The following is a 19,933-nucleotide window of genomic DNA, read 5'->3' as shown; positions in this document are numbered from 1 at the left end:
TCAGTAATGAAAATCAAGATCCTCGTTCTATTTTTTATAGCTGCAGCTGCCTGTGCTTTTCAGCGGCCGGCGGCGCCGCGCCTGCATACCATTCAAACCGGCAGCGCGCAGGCACTAAAAGCCTTCCTGAAATACACGCCAGACCGGCTGCCCTTCATCTGCGCCCACCGTGGCGGCCCCAGGAAAGGGTTTCCAGAGAACTGCATCCCTACCTTTGAAAATACCCTGGCGCATAACCCTGCCATGCTGGAAATAGACCCGCGTTACACAAAAGACGGGCACATCGTACTGATGCACGACCCCACGCTTGACCGAACCACCAACGGCCAGGGTAAAGTATCTGACCATACGCTGGCAGAACTCCGGCAGCTGCGGTTGAAAGACACGGAAGGCCATCTCACCGATTACACTATTCCCACGCTGGATGAAGCGCTGGAATGGGCGAAGGGGAAAACGGTGCTGGTGATAGACGCGAAGGACGTACCTGTTGAAGCACGCGCCAAAAAGGTACTGGAGCACGGCGCGCAGGCCAATGCCATTGTGATAGCCTATTCCATTGACGATATCAAAAAATGCTACCAGGTGAGCAGTGATATTGTAATGGAGGTAATGACCGGCAAAATGGCGCATGTGAAGCAGCTGGACGAAAGCGGCGTGCCCTGGGAAAACATCATCGGTTTTGTAAGCCATGAGCTGTCGCCAGACTCCGCCATTTTCCGGGAAGTGCATCAGCGCGGCTCCATGTGCATACTGGGCAGCTCCCGGAATTACGACCGGCAGTTCACGAGCGGCAAAATAACCGCGGAGGCCCTGGAGAAAGGATATCTCAGCCTTATCAGTTACGGGGCAGACGTTATAGAGGCAGACCTGAGCATTGAAAGCGGCGCAGCGCTCAAGCCATTGCAAACCGCGGCCTCTTCCAAGTCAAAGTTTTTCCGCTATTAACGGCGAAAAAAAATATCTATCTTAAGCTATTATGAAAAACAGCAAGAATACCATCAGCCGCCGGCAGTTTGTCAGCAATGCCGCGGCGCTTTCCGCGTTTATGATACTGCCCCGGCACGTACTGGGAGGCCGGGGTTATACCGCTCCCAGTGACCAGGTGAGCCTGGGTTTTATTGGCGCCGGGCGGCAGGGGCTTTCCCTGCAAAAGTCTTTTCTGCCGCAGGAACAGGCGAAGATTGTGGCGGTGTGTGATGTATATGATTCCAAAGCCGCCCATTTCTGTAAGCAGGTGGATGCTTATTACACGGCCAAGTCCGGCCAGGCGGCCTACAAAGCCTGTACGCCCTTTCATCACTTTACGGAGCTGCTGGACCGTAAAGACATAGATGCCGTGGTGGTTGCCACACCCGACCACTGGCATGCCGCCATGGTAGTAAGGGCCGCCGCGGCAAAAAAGGATATTTACTGTGAAAAACCATTGTCACTCACCATTGCCGAGGGCCGCGCCATGGTAAACGCCGTCAGCAAACACAAGCGTGTGTTGCAAACCGGCAGCATGCAGCGTTCCCGGCCGGAATTCAGGCAAACAGCGGAGCTGGTGAGGAACGGGCTGATTGGTGATATCAAAAACATCAAAGTAAGCATAGGCGGCCCCCCGGTGCCGTACAACCTGCCGGAAGAAACAGTACCCGCTGACCTGGACTGGGACCTCTGGCTGGGGCCGAATGATTATGTGCATTATAATCACCAGCTGAACCCCGTTATTGGAGACAGCATCTGGGGCCGCTGGAGGGATTTCAAAGGTCTTGGCGGCGGAGATATCACAGACTGGGGCGCGCATATGTTTGATATAGTGCAATGGGCGCTTGACATGGACCAGAGCGGTCCGGTGGAGATTACCCCGCCCAACGGCAACGACGTGCAGCACCTCACCATGCGCTATGCCAACGGGGTGATCATGACGCATGAAGACTTCGGTAAAAAACACGCTATCCAGTTCAATGGTACCGCAGGCACTATTGAAGTGCAAAGAGGCAAGCTGGTAACGCAGCCGGAGGGCCTCATCACGCAATTGAACGGCAACCTCTCCAAACGTGTTTACCATAGCGATAATCATCACGCAGACTTCCTGCAGGCCATCAAAAAACGCAGCAAGCCCATAGCCGATGCGGAAACCGGCCACCGCAGCGCCACTGTAGGCAACCTGGCCAATATTGCCTTTGAGCTGGGTACGCCGTTGCGCTGGGACCCTAAAAAGGAGCGCTTCGAGAAGAACGATGCCGCCAACGGGCTGCTGTCAAGGAAAATGAAGAAGGAGTGGGCGGTTTGACGGAACTTTACAGATTGCTTTAAGAATCCGGCCGGAGGGGACCAGTCCTTCCGGCCGGTTGCATTTTACCTGGTTTTGAAGATATGTAGTCAACTACGTATATTTGTACATATTTTGGAGACCATGATTAATATACAAACGCTCAACAACACTTATTCCGGTCAGGTGGTAAACCTGATATTGCCTATCCAGCAGGTGGAGCATAATATTCCCGTAACCCTTCAGGACCAGCCTGACCTGCTGAGCATCGAAGGTTTTTACCAGCAGGGGGGCGGCCAGTTCTGGGGCGCGTTCAAAGACGGGGAGCTGATCGGTACTATAGCCCTGATCAACATCGGCCACCACGCCGGCGCTATCCGCAAAATGTTCGTGAAGAAGGAGTACCGCGGCAAAGAGCTGGCGGTGGCGCAGCAACTGCTGGAAACCCTGCTGGACTATTGCCGCCGGCAAGGCATTACAGACATTTACCTGGGCACGGTAGAAGTATTGAAGGCCGCCCACCGCTTTTATGAAAGGAACGGTTTTACGAGGATCGCCAAAGCTGCGCTGCCGCCGTACTTCCCGCTGGTGCATGTAGACACGCTATTCTTTCACCTTCACCTGGCTGCAGCATGAATATTATAGACGAGGCCGGCATATTGGCCATTTCCACAAGGCTGCAGCGCCTCAGCGACCAGTTGCGTAAAGACGGGCAGCTCATCTACCAGGCCTGCGGTATTGATTTTGAGCCCAAATGGTTTCCCGTGATCTGGACCCTCACGTCCAAACCTTTGCTGAGCGTAGTGGAGATAGCCGAAGAGATCGGCTATACCCATCCCTCCACCATCAGTTTGCTGAAAGAGCTGGAGAAGATCAAACTGATACGTTCCAGGAAAGACAAGGCGGATGAAAGGAAGCGCCTCATAGCGCTCACGCCGAAGGGTAGGGAGCTGGTGGAGAAAATGAGGCCCGTATGGCATGTGATGGCCCTTTCGCTGGCGGAGATTACCAATACGCCCAACAACCTGCTGCGCGCTGTTGAGGAAGTAGAGGCGAAGTTGAAGGAGCGATCTTTTTTGGAGGGCGCAAAAAATATTTGGAATGCCGGAAAGGATGGTGTAAGTTTGTAACTGAAATTTAGTTGCAATGCCAGTTATTCATATGGAGAATGTTATCGAAAGAAAACAAACTCGTAAACATATGAGCAGGCAAGAAAAACTACTAACCCGGATGTTATCGTTCCCCCGGGATTTTACATGGAACGAGATGGTGAGGTTGCTGATGATGTATGGATATACAGAGCTCAGGAACGGGAAAACAGGCGGGTCGAGGCGGAAGTTTGCAGACATATACAGGAATGTAATTGTGTTGCATAAGCCTCACCCTGAGAATACCATCAAGGAGTATGTCATCAAGCAGGTAATTGCACATTTAAGAGAAAAAGGTCACTTAAAATATGAATGACGTGTTACAATACAAAGAATACCGGGCTTCCGTTCACTATAGCGCAGAAGACGATGTGTTTTTTGGCAAGGTGCTGGGCATAGATGATCTGGTAAGCTTTGAAGGCTCTTCAGTGAAGGAGCTGAAAAAATCTTTCCGTGAAGCAGTGGAAGATTATATTGAAACCTGCCGTCAGCTTGGCAAGGAGCCAGGAAAAACTTATAAGGGCTCTTTCAATGTGCGTATTCCTACAGACCTGCACAAGGAAGCCGCTATGTTTGCTGCAATCAACAATGTTTCATTAAACGATTTTGTCAAAAAGGCCATTGACTTTGCGCTTTCGCATAAAATCGAAATGAACAGGGAGTTGCAGGTGAATGCCTAGCGGGGTGGCAGCAAAAATATGCTGCCGCCGCGTATTGTTTTGTCTTAAATGCCCAAAAACCTGAAGGGCTGCGTGGCTATAAAAGACTTCACGGCGTTGCCCGCATATACTTCTCCCTTGGTAAGCCCCAGTTTTTTTACCGGTGCCCCTGCGTTAAAATTGACGTCTTTGAAATCTACCCAGAATACGTTGGGCGTGAGTGTAGATTCAAAATAATAAACCAGGTTTTTGTGGTCTGATACCGTCCGCCAGAGTGTAGAGGAAATATTTGGCTGATCAGGTGTTGAAATGCCCAGTGGTACAGAGCAGTTGCGGATCACGCTGAAAGCGCAGGCTACCGCTACACGGGTATTGTCTGTTTTAGGAACGGCATTGCTATAGAAAGACGCTCTTGCAAACCTGTCTGCCGCCCGGTTGGTGCCCGGAAGCATTACCGTGCCGCCAATTTCTTTCCAGTATTCATTCAATGCCAGTTGCTTCTCAAATACAGGGGAATTGGTCATTACATTGTAGGCCGTGTCATGATGTATGACCAGCTTGCCGTTAACGTACTCAAAAACGGCGTTATCACCGGTGGGGTCGGAAATAGACAGATGCAGGGTGGCTTCCCGGTCCTGTCCGGGCACCTTGTCTGTTACTATCACAAATTTTTCCTGCTGAAGGACGTCTACCGCTTCCTTTACGGTGGCAAAATTATCCAACACATATTGTACCCAGGCCGAAATAGCGAGCCCCGGTTTCTGGTGGTCCCATGCCGGGTATTGGGATTCCGCCAGCCACAGCAGGTTGGCCACGAGCCCTTTTTCATTCATACCGTCTGTACTGGAAATTTCATACGCAGACGCTATTACGCTGCCGTACTTCGATGTCCATTTGATGGTCTGGGGGCCGGTTTCTCCCGTCCGCGCCATGCCCCGCGGAAATATCCAGAGGTTGGTCTTGAGATCTTCTTTCCAGTCCATAGAGCGGGCAGTAAGAATAAGATGATTCAGGCCTTTGTATACCACCCTGGTGCAGGCGGTGGCAGTTTGCGCAGGGGCAAGGGAGAGAGCGATCAGAGACGCCAGCGTGGTCTTGAGCAATAGGTTCATAGCAGTTATTTTACCAGTATAACACACCGGAGGCAGAAGTGTTCGGGAAAAAAAAGCGCCGCTGCGGTTTTTGTCACGCAGCGGCTTCTTTTTTACAAATGCAATTCTTCTGTAATCCCCGCATCCTGCAGAAAACCGGCATCGTGAGAGATGATCACCAGCGCACCGCGGTAGCTCGCAAATACTTTCCCCAGCATGTCAATATTAGCCAGGTCGAGGTTATTGGTAGGCTCGTCCAGGAAAATAATATCCGGTGCTTTGTGCTGCAACACCATGCAGCATAAGGCCAGGCGCAACATTTCGCCGCCGCTGAGCACAGCGCAGGGTTTCTCCCAGTCCGCCGGGCCAAACAGGAAACCTGCCAGCAATGTATGCACCCTGGCGGCTTCCAGCCGGGCTTCGTTAAAGCTTTCGGTTTGCTGCAGCACGGTTTTCTGCCGGTCAATGAGGCTGTAGTCCTGGTCCAGCAACAGCGCCCGGCAGTCTGCCGCCGTAACGCCGCCCTGGCCGGGTTCCACCCGGCGTTGCAATATGTTCAGCAAGGTGGTTTTACCGCTGCCGTTATTCCCCGAAATGGCCAGCCTGCTGCCGCTGCGGATGGTGAGCGTAAGAGGTTCCGGCCACAGCCACTGGTCATTGTTAAAAGCATGATTGACGCCGGTGGCCTGTATCAATACTTTGCTGGCGGGCAGGGTAGAGGCGCCGAAATATCCCTTCATGATGCGCTGCACCTGTGCCATGGCGGCCACTTCTTCCAGGTCTGCGCGCAGCTCGCTTACTTTATCTGCATGTACCTGTTTAAGCTTTGACGTGCTGGCTTCCGCGGCGTTGCGGCGGCCGTTCAGAAAACCTTTAGGCTCGCTTGACCCAGCGTACCGCTTGCGCGCCTGGGCATCTGCATGCTGCTTTCTTTCCAGGGCCTGCTGCTGCTTCTGGCGGGCTTCCTTGAGCGTTTTTTCATGATGCGCCAGCTTGTGCTCTATGGCGGCGGTTTCTGTGTCTTTCTGCGCCGCATACAGGTCATAGTTACCACCGTATACCTTGACGCCGCTGGCACTCAGCTCCCAGATGGGATTGCAGAGGCGGAGCAACTGCCGGTCGTGGCTGGTGAGCAGCAGCGTGCAGGCGGTGTTTTCCATCCACCCGTAGAGCTGCGAGCGGGCCTGCCGGTCAAGGTGATTGGTGGGCTCGTCCAGCAACACAACGGCGGGTTTGAAAATATCGATGCCGGAGAGGAACAGTCTTGTTTTCATGCCGCCGCTCAGCTGCTGCAGCGGCTGCTCCAGGGAAATTCCCTGCAGGCCCCATCTGGCAAAGGCTTCTTCACAACGGGCGGTGATGTCCCAGTTATGTTCCAGCAGGTCATAATAGTGCGGGTCTACGGCGCCTTCTTCCACGGCGCGCAGCGCCTCCAGCAGTGGCGCTATGCCCAGGGCTTCCGCCACGGTAAAGTGATTGAAGTGGCCATAGTGCTGCGGAATGTAATACAGGTGGCCGGCTACCTGGAGGTTGCCGGAATAGTTTTTTTCCAGCCCCGCTATGATCTTCAGCAGGGTGGTTTTACCGGCGCCGTTGTTCCCGACAATAGCGGCTTTATCTCCTTTCTGGAGGCTGAAATTAATATGGCTGAAAAGCGGTTCCCGGTTGGGCGTATGATAGCTGATATGTTGTGCGTTGATAAGCATGGAATGTTCTTGTGTAACGATGAGGAATGAGCTTCCACAGGCGGGAAGCAATACAGCAGGCAGCCCGTTGGCAGGATGTAATTTTCATGACAATGATGTTTTGTACAGTAAATAGAATGATAAATGAAGATGATGAAGCCGGAGCGGCTTGCAAGGTGCATCTGTGAGATGCTGTGTATGGGTGGATTATAACTTCATGATGGGGCAAAGGTACAAAAAAACCGGTTGTTTCCAAGCAACCGGTTTATAGTACGTAAAATTGTTCGGTTTGTGCCGGCTCGTGCTCCGGTTCCGGGAGCGGTACATCGTCCAGCATCTGGAGCAGGTCTTGCTCTATACGGCGCGCAATAGCGGTCATGGGGGTGTCTGTAGGTTTGTTCTCAAAAGGGTCTTGCAGGTTAACGGCCATTTTTTCTATCAGCAGAAAGGAGGCGGATATGGCTGCTACCAGCGGTACTTCCATCATGCCCAGCGAGTCAATGAGCGCAAAGGGCAGCAGGAGTATAAAAAAGATCACGGCAAAATGGGTGTACAAGCTGTAAGTAGCTGGGAACACGGTGTTTTTAATACGTTCACATTTGCCCATGGCGTCACAGAGGCGGGTGAGCGTTTTATCTATCTCTACCTGCTGGTAGGCATTGAACCATTCATGGCGCAGGGCGTACTTGAGGTCCCGGCTGTGCATGTGCAGGATGCCGGCGGGTACGTTGTCAAACCGGGCCAGGTAATTCATTTCCCGGCGTGAAAGCAGCCTTTCCAGCCCCTTCAACGGATCTTTTCTCCGGAGCGATTGCCCAAGGGCGTAATTCCATGCTATCTGCCTTTTAACGAACTGGAGCTGGAAATGCCGCGTTTCATCCGATTCTTCTGCTGCATCCATCAAAGACATCAGCTGCCTCACCAACGTGCGGGAATCATTCACAATAGCGCCCCACACGGTGCGGGCCTCCCACCAGCGGTCATACGCCTGGTTGGAACGGAAGGCCAGCAGCAGGCTCAGCACAGTGCCCAGTACCATAGGTACGCCCAAGGGAATGGAAATTTCCTTGAAGCCGTACTGATAGTATAATATATTGATTACCAGTGTGTAGATTGTCACCACCAGTATCTCATATTTAATCTTGCCGAATATGTATTGGAGAGGAATGCCTTTTTTTAGCAGCATAACCGTAGTTTAAAGTTGATCAATGATAAGCGCCCAGCAATTCGGAAATAGAGGATGGCGCGGTTACAACCCTGCGGTGCTGGCTGATCTGCAAGCCAAACGCGGGTACTTTGCATTTGCGGAAAAGGGGCTCCGGGTTATAACTGTTCTCGCAGGGCAACTCATAGCGGTAGTTTTCCGGCAGGCCGATTTCGTTGATGTTATGCGCCTGGAGAAAGTTACGCAGGGCGGGAGAGGTGCTGCCGTAAAAAAATTCCACTTCGAGAGACAGGAAAGTTTGGGCATACCTGTTCCGCATCACCTCACAGGCTTCCCTGAAATTGTCTGTTATCACTGCATGCTGCCTGCCCGTTCTGGTAAAGGCCCAGAAGTCCATAATAGAATCAGGCAACCGGAGGGCATGCATTAAAATGATGTTGGCCGGCGTTTGCTGCCGTTCAGCCAGGCTATGCAAAAAATTCAGTGAGCGGATGGAGAGGTCTGTGGGTACAAGTATGTTTTTCATGATGCAAATTGTTTTTGGCAAAACTAGCGCCACGTGGTAAGGAAGGGGTAACAGGCAGGTTAGAAGGCTGTTTTGAAACGGTAAAAATCCGGTGGCAGTGAGGTTAAAATCCGGTAAGAGAATACCGGTTGCCTGCTTTTTACGGAAGCAAGGGGTTATATTTGAACGCATCAATGCGATTTGTAACGATATGAGAATATTACTAGTGGAAGATGAACCGGCCGTGGTATCGGTCATTTCGCGGGGACTGGCGGAATCTGGCTATGAAGTGAGCGTGGCGCCGGACGGGCTGCTGGGGCTTGAAATGGCCCGCGGCTCAGACTTCGGGCTGATCATACTGGACGTAATGCTGCCGGGAATGAACGGCGTAGAGCTGTGCCGGCAACTGCGGGCGGAGAAAAACAGCACGCCCATCCTGATGCTCACCGCGCTGGGCACTACAGACAACGTGGTAATGGGGCTTGACAGCGGGGCGGACGATTACCTTTCCAAACCCTATAAATTCCAGGAGCTGGAGGCCCGTATCCGTTCGCTGATGCGGCGGCAGGGGGGAACAATGCCGCTGCCGGCCGTTAATGCACCCAGGCTGTTGCGCCTGGGCAACCTGGAGCTGAATACAGACACCCGGCAAGCCAGCCGCAACAACCGGGTGTTCATGCTCACGGCCACGGAATACAGGCTGCTGGAGTACCTGCTCAGCAACCCGCGCAAGGTGCTGTCACGGGCGGAAATCCTGGAACATGTATGGGGCATAGATTTTAATATGAACACCAAGGTGGTGGACGTATACGTGAACTACCTGCGCAAGAAGATCAACAAGGGCCAGGAGCCTGAGCTGATCCACACCATAGTGGGCCACGGGTATATGTTAAAGGAAACGCTGACAGATGAGAATCAGTAACAAGATCATGCTGCTCTTTTCGGTGCTCACCGCCACCATCATTTTGCTGATGAGTTTTTTTGTGTATTACCTGGCCAACCGCTATTCTTTCGGGGACTTTTACAAGCGCCTGGAAATACGGGCTTACATGGCTGCCAACGCAGCTTATCCGCCAGTGGGCACAGATACGGTGGTCTATAATTACATCCGCGACCATCACCTGGAAAAGCTGCCTTCCGAAGAAGAGTACATCCTTCCCATACACTCCGCTACCAATACCGTGCAGCCGCCGCCCGCCCTGGCGCTGCCGGCCCGGTTTTACGGGTCCGTATTGCAGGAAGGGAAAGCAACCTTCCGTAACGGGGAGCGTTTTTACAGTGGTCTTGTTATTCCCCATGCACAAGGCAAAAACCTGGTGATCGTTTCCGCCGTGAACGAATACCGTAGCCAGTACATGACGGAGCTGCGCCGCATCCTCAGTTTCTGTTTCATTATTGGCGCCGCGCTTATCATAGGCGCAGGCCTGTTCTTTTCCCAATACATCCTGCAACCCGTACACCGTATCATGGAGCAGGTGAAGAATATCAGCTCCAGCAACCTGCATTTGCGGGTGGCCTCAGGCAGCGGGCAGGACGAGGTGAGCGAACTGGCGGCTACTTTCAATAATATGCTTGACCGGCTGGAGACCGCCTTTGAAACACAGAACAATTTTGTGAGCAATGCTTCGCATGAACTGGGTACCCCGCTCACCGCCATTATTGGCGAAGGAGAGCTGGCCCTCAGCAAAGAGCGGGAACCCGCCAGCTACCGGGCTGCCATCAGCAACATGCTGCGGGAGGCGGAACGTCTCAACCAGATCACCCGAAGCCTGCTGCACCTGGCGCAAACCGGCTTTGACGGTAAAAAACAGAATTGGGGCATTGTGCGTACAGACGAGCTGCTGTTTGCCGTGAAGCATATGATAGACAAAATAACGCCCGGCAACCATGTGGAAATAGATTACAGCCTGTTCCCCGAAGAAGAGGAGAAGATGTGTATCAACGGCAACCAGCAACTGCTGGAGCTGGCGCTGGCCAATATTGTGAGCAATGCTGTAAAATATTCCAGCAACCGGCCTGTGTCAATGGCCCTGGCAGCTACAGACACACGCAATATCATTATCGTGAAAGATCATGGCATCGGCATTCCGCCCGAAGACCTGCCATATATCTTTTCTCCTTTTTTCAGGGCCTCCAATACAGAACGGTTTGAGGGTTACGGCATCGGCCTGCCGCTTACCAACAACATCATCCGGATGCACAAGGGAGAGATATCCGTGAGCAGTTACGTAAATCAGGGCACGGAAATTAAAGTAGTGCTGCCCTCGGCCGTCCGTGAGCCGGAAACCTGACAGGGCCTGCATGCAAAGGGCTGACCGTGCTGGTCAGCCCTTTATGTGCGGGGAGAGACTATGCGGCTACTCCCAGGAATCGTTATAGGCGTTGTTGGCAATAAGGGAGAGCTCACGCCTTGACCCGTCCCAGGAATTGACGGTAAGCGCGAGTTCTACCTTGCTGGGATATTTCACCACCAGGGTTTGCATGCCGCGGTCATCCCAGTAGAGCAGGCCGCCTTTGCCGTAAGACGGGCCGGCTATGGTCATCCAGGAATCATCCTGGTCCCAGCCCAGGAGCTCATCGTCCATTAATTTCTTTTGTGCATTGCTCAGCAGTTTTTCCGTATATACCAGGTATGCCATAACCCTGGCCATTTCCATGGTAGAGAGGTGTATGCCGCCTCCGGCGCAGTCTTCCGTCCAGTCCCCAAAATCAACATAGCTGAGTTTAGGGCCTTCATTGAAGTAATGGGCCGTAACGGGGCCGGGTTTGCAAAGCACTTCATTGAGACCGATGGGTGTAAATACATTTTCCTGCATGTATTTGATGTATTGTTTCGCCATGAACAGTTCAAAGGATGCCGTATCGTCCGGCACCAGGGATGCTTCAATCTGCAGGGCGGCGGTCCGGTTGATGAGATAGGGGATGATAACGCGGAACAGCGCGTAGTTCATGTTGGCGTAGGCATAGCCCTTGGAGGGCTTGGCCAGCGGTTGTTTCACAATGTCTTTCATCACCACGTACTCATGAGAACCGGAGGTAATGCCGGATTTGTGGGCCAGCAGCTGGCGGAAGGTGATGTTCTTCACTTCTGCCGTAGCCTTAAAATAAACCGGCAGGTATTTGCCGATGCTGCTGTCAAGGTGCACGTTCTGCTTTTGCAGCAGCTGCAGTACGGCAATAGCTGTGAGCGGCTTGGTGACGCTGGCAATGTTGACCTCCAGATCTGGCCGCATGGGGCTAACCCGGTCTCCTTTAATATAGCCATAGCCATATGAGCAGGTGTCCACCCACTGGCCGTTCTGGTTGATCACGAAAGAGAAGCCCCTGGGCAGGGTAGCTTTGGCTTTCATAATACCGTCTTTCAGGAGCGCTTTGAATTTTGCCACATTGAATACTTTGGTGGGCATGGGCGCCTTGTCTTTGACGCAGGAGGAGGCCGTTATTGCTACAGCCAGGGCTAACAGCCAACATTTGAATAACGTTTTCATTTGATGTTCTTTTTGGGGTGAAAAAATTGATGCAGCAAAGTTGCAGCGGCACGGCGTGTGATGAAAACGGGAATTAACGGAAAAGATATTTGGATTTACAGATGGCGGTTGTAAAACAACAAACCCCGGGTAATTACCCGGGGTAGCCTGTTATATGTTGTAACAGATGGTTTAATTGAAAACTTTATTTACCATGCTTTACCGCTTCTTTGGGAAACTTGTCCCCGATCAGGTTCAGGTCGATGCCGTGTTCCAGGTAAGCCTTCAGGCCGTCCAGCACAGTAGTGAAGCCTCCGGTAGAATCCCGGATTATGGCCAGTAGATCGTCTCCCGTTTGTTTGAAGCCGTATTCACGGACAACTACATACGTGCTGCCGTCCTGCAGGGGCTGGAAGTTGAAATCAACCGCGGTAGACGGGTCACCCCAGTCTACGGCGATTTTTGTATCCGGTATTATCTCTTTTACCATCACTTTGGTAGATACATTGTACATTTCCCATTCCCAGGTAATGGTTTTGCCTGTTTCCAGCTTGCCGCTGCTTTTGGTGAACCAGAAATGGCGGGTAACGGCAGGGTCTATAAATGCTTCAAAGACCGTTGCGGCGGGTTTCCTGATGAGCATCTGCGCTTCTACGTAAGCATTGTTGTTTTCCATGATATGCCGGTTTTTGAGGTTTGGTAATGAAACCGTTTGGTTACAAAAATAAAGGGAAGTGATTTACCGGGCAAGTTTTTTTCAGAGGCTTCGCCATTCATGCTCTGTGTTTTTCATTAGCAGTGCATGGTCAAAGCAGACATCGTTTGCGCTAAAGAACGAACGATTTTCAAAGAAGCTGGAAGTAACCTGGAATACCTGTAGTGGCGACACTTTCCATTGATAAACCTGTAAGCAAAGCCCATCCAGTTGCTGCCGGCCGCTGGGAGAGTAACCATTTGCTCCTTTTTCGAAAAAGTCTGAGGCTTCCTGCAGGGAGCTGAAAACGGAACCGGCCGGGAAAGTAGTACTGGTACGGGCTGTAATGGAAATATGGGTCTGGTCGGAACTGTTAAAGGCAACATGATAGTCATCTCCATCTTCCCGTACCTCAAACTGCGCCAGATGGTGTTTCCCGGGGAAAAAGCGTCCACCCGCCCAGGCATTCCACCTGGAGGAAGTATCTCTGCGTGGTATATAAACACCTTCCTTTGTTTCGCCGTTCTCTTCCCACTCTATGGCAATACGGTGAGCCCCGTTTTCGGAAGAGAGACCCATAAAGGCAGGGAACCCCTTGGGTTTTATTTCCCTCAGCCTGATAAGGCAAACACCCGCGATGGCCCTGCCTTTAAAAAGCTTGGGCCGGAAAGGCGGCGGCAGCAATGGCTGCACGGCGTCAGGATTTACCGTGAAGTTTACCAGTATGCGACGATCTATGAACCCATGTATGACTGGAATTTTCATGTGGGTCAAATATCCCGAAATCCCGCCATTCCCCCAACTTTGCAATAGCATCCGCATATACTATCTTTACGCCTCAAAAGTTGCCCATGCGCCCGCTATACCTTTTCATTGTTATTTTAAGCCTGTCTTTAAACGCCGCTGCCCAGTCAAGGCCCGCTGCCCGTACTCAAAAGACCGCCGCACCGGCCAAACCCGTAAACGCGTATGCCGCTATAGACGCAAAGGCACTGCAGGTGCCGGAAGAGGCAACGGCTACCACTGCCGGCATTGCGGCCTATATCAATGCCAGCTTCACCAAGCCGGTAGACAAGGTGAGGGCTGCCTTTATCTGGACCGCTTCCAGCCTTCAATACGATCTTGATAACATGTTTGCGCTCAACTTTCATGAAAAAAGAGAGGAAAAGATTGCCCGGTCGCTGAAAACCAGGAAGGGCATTTGTGAAAACTATGCGGCTATCTTTAACGATATCTGCAATAAGGCCGGCATCAGGGCCTTCGTAGTGGAGGGTTATACGAGGCAGAACGGGTTTACGGACTACATTCCACATGCATGGTGCGCGGCTTACGTAGATACTGCCTGGTTCCTGTTTGACCCCACCTGGGGCTCCGGCTATGTTGTCAGCGGAAAGTTCGTCAAAAAGATCAATAACGAATACTTCCTGGCGGCGCCCCGGCAGCTTGTCAAATCCCATATGCCGTTTGACTACCTGTGGCAGCTGCTGCATTACCCGGTTACAACCGCTGAGTTTTATGAAGGCAAAACGGAGGAGAATACGTCCAGGCCGTTCTTTAGTTATGCTGACTCTATCGCTGTGTTTGAAAAGCAAGACGAGGTAGACTATTACGCAGCGGCTGCGTCCAGGATGGAAAGGAACGGCGTCAGGAACTCACTGGCGTTTGACCGCCTTCAACAAATGCGCAGGGCCATTGATATAGAAATGCAGAACCGGGTGGTGCACCTTTACAACACGGCGTCAGTGAACTACAACAACGCCGTCAATTCCTTCAATACGTTCATAGATTACCGCAACAAACAATTCAAACCTGAAAAAACCGACCCCCAGATCCAGGCCATGCTGGACGAATCTGCTGATGAGCTGAAAAACGCTTCCCTGAAACTGGCGCGGATCAAAAATCCCGACGCCAATACCGCCTCGCTTATTACCGGATTCAACAAACAGATTGGAGACCTCTCGGCGCGTATTGACGAGCAGCAGGAGTGGCTGAAGAAGTACTTTTCCAAAGGAAAGGCCGGCCGCAGGTCTATGTTCACAAAATATTCCTGGTTTGGTATCCCGTTGAACTGAGGGCGATTAAAATTGCCGGTAGGGCTGCATTACAAAAAGGGCTGATTGAGAAGAATCAAAATCCTGCTGTATATTTAGGGCGTAACATCCCCTGAAAATACCATGAAAACAAAGCCCCTCTTTTTAGTAACCCTTTTGATCGTACCCGCCCTTCGTACCCTGGCCCAGAACGATTTTCCTTCCAGCGGCAATGTCCGGATCAACACGACCCAATCTTATAACACGCTGGATGTATATGGCAGTGTGGGACTTGGTTCCGGCCTTGATAATATGACGGTACGGCCGCCAGTCTCCTCAGGAACACTTACCGGCGAGCTCCGCGGTATTGGGGCGCATAATCATTCTGACGATGGCTTTCTGAGGCTCAGCGCCGGTGGAGGTACAAATACCTACACCAAGTCATTTATTGATCTGTCTGGTTATACAGATAATTTAAATGAACGGCATCAGAACATTATTATGGCCACCAGCGGGAAGAAAGAGTGCGGATCGATCACGCTGGCAATGTAGGCATCAGTACTACGCAAATGCACGGTTACCGGCTGGCTGTAAACGGTGATGCTATTTTTACGAAGGTAAAAGTGAAGGCCTTTAACACCTGGCCAGATTATGTGTTTGATGACGCACATCACCGCCCCGCATTGACCGACCTCGAAAAGTATGTTCAACAAAACAAACGCCTGCCTGGCATGCCATCGGCAACGGAAGTGGCAGTGCAGGGAATTGACCTTGGGGAAATGAACCGGAAACTGCTTGAAAAAGTGGAAGAGTTGACGCTGTACATTATTGAGCAGCACAAAAAAAGCGAGCAGCAGGAAAAACGGCTAAATGTCCAGCAGCAGCAAATTAACGCACTGCAGCAAAAGCTCGGGGATTAGGTAATGGCTTACGCTCCCGCACCCGCCGGTGCTTTCAGCCGGTAGCCCGCCGCCAGCAATACACCCAGTATCAGCAGGCTGAACACAAAGTACCCGGTGGCCAGTGACTGTTGCCCGGATATGGTGATAATTCCCAACACCCCGGAGCTACCTGCGGAAGTGACCAGGTAAGAGCCGCCGCTGGTAATGCCGCTGGCTACTCCGGCATTTTGCGGGAAGCGGGTAAGGCAATACGTCAGGAATACATTGTATACAAATCCCCCGATGCCATGTATCAGCACCACAAACAGCATCATTACCGGCAGGCTGTTAATAAATGGACCAGTGGTGAACATCACAGCAATTACCACGGCCTGCAGAATGCCGGCCGTTATCAGCTTGCTGTACAGGGAACCGGTTTTTAAAGATTTGCCGAATATGCCGCCAACAAACAGGGACAGGCCGGAGAACAGCGCACAGTAGCCGGTGGTAATGGCGGAGAGGTGAAAGGTATGTTCCACAATAAAAGGCGCGGCCATGGAAAATACCATTACCATAGAATAGCTGGCCCCCAGTACCAGCACGCCGGCGCTAAAATCCGGCGTGGAAATGAGACGGCGGTATACCCTTAGTACTGCGGGCAGCTGGAAGGGCTGCGGAGTGTGGAGAGATTCCCCGCTAAAACTCCATTCCAGCAGGAACATTGCCAGTCCGTAGATACCCAGCAGGTAGAAGTTGGCCGTCCAGCCGAAGCTGTTTTGCAGGAAACCGCCCAGGAAGGGCGCCACAATGGGGGCTGTGGCCCAGATGATAGACAGCAGGCTGGTATAGTGTTTACGCTGCTCGCCCGTGTAAACGTCTACCAGCAATGCACGCTTGCCTACAATGATGAATGCCGTACAGATACCCTGTATAACGCGCATCATGTATACTACGTGAATATCTTTTGTAGCAATGATAACAAAGTTGCTGGCCGTAAAGATGAACAGCGCCAGCAAGTTCAGCCGGTACCGGCCAAAGCTGTCTATGATGCTGCCTACAAAAAGCTGGGAAATGCCGTAGCTCACCAGGAACAGTACCATTGTTTGCTGAATACCGGCTTCCGTAGTGTTGAATGCTGCCGCCATATCAGGGAAGGAAGGCAGGTATACGTCTGTAGCCAGGCCGGAGAGGGGTATTAGAATAAACGAAAGGATGGTGCTGATCCGCCTGTTATGTTCATTAATTCGTCTCATGACTCATATGATCGGTTACAGGCGCAAAATTATTCCAACCGTATTCGGCAAAAAATAAACGATTCAAACTATTTATTATACAAATCAAAGATTTTCCAGCAAGGTCAGGCGGTACGATTTCGGACTTTTGCCGGTTTGTTTTTTGAAGAAGGCATTAAAATACTGCGGATAGTCGAAGCCCAGCCCGGCGCCTATTTCCGCTATGGTCCATTCAGTATTCTTCAGCAGGGCCATGGCTTCTGCGGTCCTTTTACCGGCAATCAGCTCGCTGGTGGTTTTGCCGGTGGCGGATTTGATGGTATGGTTAAGATGGTTTACGTGGATGTTGAGATGGTCTGCAAAATCTGCCGGCGTTTTCATGCGGATGGGGTTGCGGGGCGAGTCTATAGGGAATTGTGCATCAAGCGCGTCCAGGAAGCGGTCCACCAGCTGGCCTTGCCGTTCCGCTTTGGCGGAGGGGTGGGAAGCGAGGTGAATTTTCATGGCGGTGAAGATGATCAGTTTCAGGAGGCTTTGTATCACTTCGTCTTTATACTCAAAGTGGCCGGCATATTCTTCTGCCATGAGCCTGAAGTATTGATGGAACAGGTCGTATTCTTCATCACTGAGCGTTACGAGAGAGTATACCTCGTTTTCAAACAGCCGCCCCAGCTTTTTCAATTCCCGCTTGAGCTCCGCGCTCACATACAGTTCATTGAAAAGGCAAACATATCCTTCCTGATCGCGGGAAATATTGCGCCAGCCGAATTTGATGACGGGGTTGGAAAAGAACAGGGTAGGGCGGGTTACGGCTACTTCTCCTTTCTCCGTATACAACACCGCCTGCCCGCGGCTGAGGCAGATCTTGTAATAGTCCCGGCGGCCGAAGGGCATGGTGAGCATGCAGTTCTTGCGCAGCAGTACGTTAAAATGGCGGGTATGGCCTGCGCGCTGCAGTTCTTCCGGCACCTGCCGGCGGGTGATCTCGTAATATTGCTGTAAGGTTTCCGGAGCGTCCATACGGTGCAAAGTTAAGAAATTCAAAGAAATGGTCTCAAAGCTCCAGTTTCTTTAAATACCGGTATTTTCCGTTTTCCTTCGCGAATACGTATTGTTCCCAGAAGCGGTCATCGTCAAGCGTGCAGGAGGAGTGGAGATAATCTACCTCATCCCATGGCGAAATGGTTTTCAGCTGGGTTATTACCAGCTCCGGATAATGACCGCGGATCTCAGCCCGGTTTGAAAAGTACGTCCATTCAAATACCTCCCCGCTCTTGCACTGGTAGAGCAGATAACGTAGTGTGCCCGCGGTGTCATGCCTGCCCCTGGCTGCGGTACCCAGCAACACAAACTGCTTGTGCTCAGGGAAAATACTGGTGAAGTGTCTTGCGCCGAACAGGCCATCCAGCACGTCGTACTTTTCCGGGTATCGGAGGCGTAGCTGCGCCGCCAGAGGGGCCAGGGTGGTAGCCGTGAAGTAGTGCCTGAACGCATGATTGATTCGCTCCTTTTTTTGTTGGAGGAGATGTGCCACCAACCACGGTGCATCTGCAAATTCCCTCATCGTTACAGCGTTTGTGGCCCATGTTGTCTGGCTGACGGAACGGTAAGTATCCCGGGAAAAAACATGTTCAGGTGTGTTGAGTTGCATAACATCCCCTTCATTCATGCCGCAAAAAACGGAGACGGAAGGGAGAACATACCATTCTCCCCGGTACAGGGCGCCGTAAAAGGAAGCCGAATATCCGCTATATTCCCGCTTGCTGTCTGGTTCCATCTGAGCAGCCTCGTATTGTTCCTCCGGCGATAAGGAAGCCCAATGCAGGCCCTCTGGTGTATTTGCTGATATTTGACTTACAATAGTATATCCCTCAAAAAATAGTTTCAGATCGTTAAGATCCTGATCTTCCAGCACTTTATTCACATAGCTAGCTGCATAGAACTGATCCTGCATATCATTGAACACACCGCCGTAATACCCTTTCAGCATGAACGGGTCAACACGCGGGTACAGCAGGTCATAAATAGACTGGTTGTAAGGAAACATAAGTAAACGGGAACAAAACACCCGATTAGCAAAAATATAGATTTAAAGCATACACGGAAGCACCTGTAACACAACGGGATACACTTTTGGAGCCATTTTTGCGCTGCACAACAGGTAACCAAATCCTTCATTATGAAAAACAGCCGTATCCTGACCATGCCTGCCCTGGCCGCAGCCGGTTTGCTGGCACTTGCCGCCTGTAACAAGAACGATAACCCCAATCCGGACATCATCTGGAGCATTCCCCTCAGCACCAGGCTGGAAAATCCCACACCCGCCGGCCGCACTGAAACAGGGCTCCTCACCATGCAACTTTATAACACTACGCTCAAATACTCTTTCAGGGTGGAAAACCTGGCTTCCGGAGACCAGTTGACCATGGCGCATTTCCATACCGGAGACCCGGTCACCAACGGCCCCATCATACTACCTTTCCCCGCCTTCAGCGGCACGGCCGCTTCCGGGGAGATCACCTTGCGGCAGTCGCTGGCAGACAGCCTGAAAGACAGTAAAAACGATATCTATTTCAACGTGCACTCCACCCAGTTCCCCGCGGGCCTGGTAAGAGGTACGGTGAACAGTGACATCATTATGGCGGCGGATGTGGAAATGAACGGCCTCAACGAGGTGCCGCCCGTAACCACCCTGGCTACCGGCAGGGCGCTGGTACGCCTCACCATAGACCGCAAGCTGTACTCCCGCGTGACGGTGGAAGGCGGGCTGGGCGGCGAAACATTGACTGCCGCGCATATCCACCGCGGTGCAGCCGGTACCAACGGCGCGGTGCTGGTAGGCCTTTGCGCCAGCGCGGCCGATTTCGGCATTTCAAAAATGACACCGGTAGATGAAGCAACGGCAAATGCATTAAGGAATGAAGCATTGTACACTAATGTGCATACTAATGCCCATCCTGACGGGCTTATCAGGGGGCAGATCCGCTAGACGTACTTTTCATGAAAAGGCCTGCAAAGAACGCAGGCCTTTTTTCAAAAAATTTCTGCCTATATTTGCGATACCATGAGAATGACACCAACACTCTGATAACTTCCTCTCAATGCCCTTCCGGCATGGCGCC

At 51.9% G+C, this 19,933-nt stretch carries 22 protein-coding genes; 12 read left to right on the top strand and 10 right to left on the bottom strand.

The features are described from left to right. Nucleotides 1–6 precede the first annotated feature (6 nt). From ABDW36_RS24340 to ABDW36_RS24315, 6 genes are all read left to right on the top strand, one after another. Nucleotides 7–945 carry a glycerophosphodiester phosphodiesterase family protein gene (locus ABDW36_RS24340; RefSeq protein WP_343704547.1) on the top strand — a complete coding sequence of 313 codons (939 nt, stop codon included), beginning with the start codon at nucleotides 7–9 and terminating at the stop codon, nucleotides 943–945. Nucleotides 946–976: 31 nt separating this feature from the next. Further along, complete coding sequence (locus ABDW36_RS24335) at nucleotides 977–2,275, top strand: Gfo/Idh/MocA family oxidoreductase (RefSeq protein ID WP_343704546.1); 1,299 nt, start codon at nucleotides 977–979, stop codon at nucleotides 2,273–2,275. Between the two features lie 123 nt (nucleotides 2,276–2,398). Further along, entirely contained in the window at nucleotides 2,399–2,890 is a 492-nt protein-coding gene (locus ABDW36_RS24330) for a GNAT family N-acetyltransferase (RefSeq protein ID WP_343704545.1), read from the top strand. Continuing rightward, nucleotides 2,887–3,384, top strand: coding sequence for a MarR family transcriptional regulator (locus ABDW36_RS24325; RefSeq protein ID WP_343704544.1), 498 nt, complete (start codon nucleotides 2,887–2,889; stop codon nucleotides 3,382–3,384). The genes ABDW36_RS24330 and ABDW36_RS24325 overlap by 4 nt, the downstream gene beginning before the upstream one ends. Nucleotides 3,385–3,454: 70 nt before the next feature. Beyond that, entirely contained in the window at nucleotides 3,455–3,718 is a 264-nt protein-coding gene (locus ABDW36_RS24320; RefSeq protein WP_343704543.1) for a type II toxin-antitoxin system HicA family toxin, read from the top strand. After that, entirely contained in the window at nucleotides 3,711–4,082 is a 372-nt protein-coding gene (locus tag ABDW36_RS24315; protein ID WP_343704542.1) for a type II toxin-antitoxin system HicB family antitoxin, read from the top strand. Before ABDW36_RS24320 ends, ABDW36_RS24315 begins: the two co-directional genes overlap by 8 nt. Before the next feature lie 44 nt (nucleotides 4,083–4,126). Here ABDW36_RS24315 and ABDW36_RS24310 read toward each other — a convergent pair whose 3' ends face one another. From ABDW36_RS24310 to ABDW36_RS24295, 4 genes are all read right to left on the bottom strand, one after another. Further along, nucleotides 4,127–5,173 (bottom strand): linear amide C-N hydrolase, encoded by a 1,047-nt coding sequence (locus ABDW36_RS24310; RefSeq protein WP_343704541.1) that lies wholly within the window; start codon nucleotides 5,171–5,173, stop codon nucleotides 4,127–4,129. Nucleotides 5,174–5,265: 92 nt separating this feature from the next. Continuing rightward, nucleotides 5,266–6,858 carry an ABC-F family ATP-binding cassette domain-containing protein gene (locus tag ABDW36_RS24305; protein ID WP_343704540.1) on the bottom strand — a complete coding sequence of 531 codons (1,593 nt, stop codon included), beginning with the start codon at nucleotides 6,856–6,858 and terminating at the stop codon, nucleotides 5,266–5,268. Between the two features lie 244 nt (nucleotides 6,859–7,102). Continuing rightward, nucleotides 7,103–8,023: a bestrophin family ion channel gene (locus tag ABDW36_RS24300; protein ID WP_343704539.1), complete on the bottom strand. Its 921-nt coding sequence runs from the start codon at nucleotides 8,021–8,023 to the stop codon at nucleotides 7,103–7,105. A 19-nt stretch (nucleotides 8,024–8,042) separates the two neighbouring features. Then, a complete protein-coding gene (locus tag ABDW36_RS24295) occupies nucleotides 8,043–8,528 on the bottom strand; it encodes a hypothetical protein (RefSeq protein ID WP_343704538.1) in 486 nt (161 codons plus the stop codon). A 190-nt stretch (nucleotides 8,529–8,718) separates the two neighbouring features. Between ABDW36_RS24295 and ABDW36_RS24290 the strand changes: the two genes are divergently transcribed. Next, nucleotides 8,719–9,429 carry a response regulator transcription factor gene (locus ABDW36_RS24290; RefSeq protein WP_343704537.1) on the top strand — a complete coding sequence of 237 codons (711 nt, stop codon included), beginning with the start codon at nucleotides 8,719–8,721 and terminating at the stop codon, nucleotides 9,427–9,429. Next, nucleotides 9,416–10,798, top strand: coding sequence for a HAMP domain-containing sensor histidine kinase (locus ABDW36_RS24285; RefSeq protein ID WP_343704536.1), 1,383 nt, complete (start codon nucleotides 9,416–9,418; stop codon nucleotides 10,796–10,798). Before ABDW36_RS24290 ends, ABDW36_RS24285 begins: the two co-directional genes overlap by 14 nt. A gap of 66 nt (nucleotides 10,799–10,864) precedes the next feature. Here the strand turns inward: ABDW36_RS24285 and ABDW36_RS24280 are convergent, their stop codons facing one another. The 3 genes from ABDW36_RS24280 to ABDW36_RS24270 form a co-directional block, all read right to left on the bottom strand. Next, complete coding sequence (locus ABDW36_RS24280; protein WP_343704535.1) at nucleotides 10,865–11,995, bottom strand: serine hydrolase domain-containing protein; 1,131 nt, start codon at nucleotides 11,993–11,995, stop codon at nucleotides 10,865–10,867. A gap of 184 nt (nucleotides 11,996–12,179) precedes the next feature. Then, the gene (locus ABDW36_RS24275; protein WP_343704534.1) at nucleotides 12,180–12,650 is read right to left on the bottom strand and encodes an SRPBCC family protein; all 471 of its coding nucleotides are present in this window, start codon (nucleotides 12,648–12,650) and stop codon (nucleotides 12,180–12,182) included. 81 nt (nucleotides 12,651–12,731) lie between these two features. After that, entirely contained in the window at nucleotides 12,732–13,433 is a 702-nt protein-coding gene (locus ABDW36_RS24270) for a DUF2071 domain-containing protein (RefSeq protein ID WP_343704533.1), read from the bottom strand. An 86-nt stretch (nucleotides 13,434–13,519) separates the two neighbouring features. On the opposite strand from ABDW36_RS24270, the gene ABDW36_RS24265 reads away from it, so the two are divergent. From ABDW36_RS24265 to ABDW36_RS24255, 3 genes are all read left to right on the top strand, one after another. Continuing rightward, nucleotides 13,520–14,740 carry a transglutaminase domain-containing protein gene (locus ABDW36_RS24265; protein ID WP_343704532.1) on the top strand — a complete coding sequence of 407 codons (1,221 nt, stop codon included), beginning with the start codon at nucleotides 13,520–13,522 and terminating at the stop codon, nucleotides 14,738–14,740. A 102-nt stretch (nucleotides 14,741–14,842) separates the two neighbouring features. Next, on the top strand, nucleotides 14,843–15,250 hold the full coding sequence (locus ABDW36_RS24260; RefSeq protein WP_343704531.1) for a hypothetical protein: 408 nt from the start codon (nucleotides 14,843–14,845) through the stop codon (nucleotides 15,248–15,250). Beyond that, entirely contained in the window at nucleotides 15,223–15,618 is a 396-nt protein-coding gene (locus ABDW36_RS24255) for a hypothetical protein (RefSeq protein WP_343704530.1), read from the top strand. The genes ABDW36_RS24260 and ABDW36_RS24255 overlap by 28 nt, the downstream gene beginning before the upstream one ends. Before the next feature lie 8 nt (nucleotides 15,619–15,626). On the opposite strand, the gene ABDW36_RS24250 is transcribed toward ABDW36_RS24255, so the two are convergent. The 3 genes from ABDW36_RS24250 to ABDW36_RS24240 all read right to left on the bottom strand — a co-directional run bounded on the left by ABDW36_RS24250 (nucleotide 15,627) and on the right by ABDW36_RS24240 (nucleotide 18,858). Continuing rightward, nucleotides 15,627–16,832 (bottom strand): MFS transporter, encoded by a 1,206-nt coding sequence (locus ABDW36_RS24250; RefSeq protein ID WP_343704529.1) that lies wholly within the window; start codon nucleotides 16,830–16,832, stop codon nucleotides 15,627–15,629. Nucleotides 16,833–16,916: 84 nt separating this feature from the next. Beyond that, nucleotides 16,917–17,831 (bottom strand): helix-turn-helix transcriptional regulator, encoded by a 915-nt coding sequence (locus ABDW36_RS24245; protein ID WP_343704528.1) that lies wholly within the window; start codon nucleotides 17,829–17,831, stop codon nucleotides 16,917–16,919. A gap of 34 nt (nucleotides 17,832–17,865) precedes the next feature. Further along, a complete protein-coding gene (locus ABDW36_RS24240; protein WP_343704527.1) occupies nucleotides 17,866–18,858 on the bottom strand; it encodes a hypothetical protein in 993 nt (330 codons plus the stop codon). A gap of 132 nt (nucleotides 18,859–18,990) precedes the next feature. Between ABDW36_RS24240 and ABDW36_RS24235 the strand changes: the two genes are divergently transcribed. Continuing rightward, nucleotides 18,991–19,800 (top strand): CHRD domain-containing protein, encoded by an 810-nt coding sequence (locus tag ABDW36_RS24235; protein WP_343704526.1) that lies wholly within the window; start codon nucleotides 18,991–18,993, stop codon nucleotides 19,798–19,800. The last annotated feature ends 133 nt before the right edge of the window (nucleotides 19,801–19,933 follow it).

It is taken from the genome of Chitinophaga sp., assembly GCF_039596455.1.
Taxonomy (GTDB): Bacteria; Bacteroidota; Bacteroidia; order Chitinophagales; family Chitinophagaceae; genus Chitinophaga.
The sequence above is the reverse complement of the archived record's forward strand: the minus strand, read 5'-3'. Positions and strand labels throughout refer to the sequence as shown.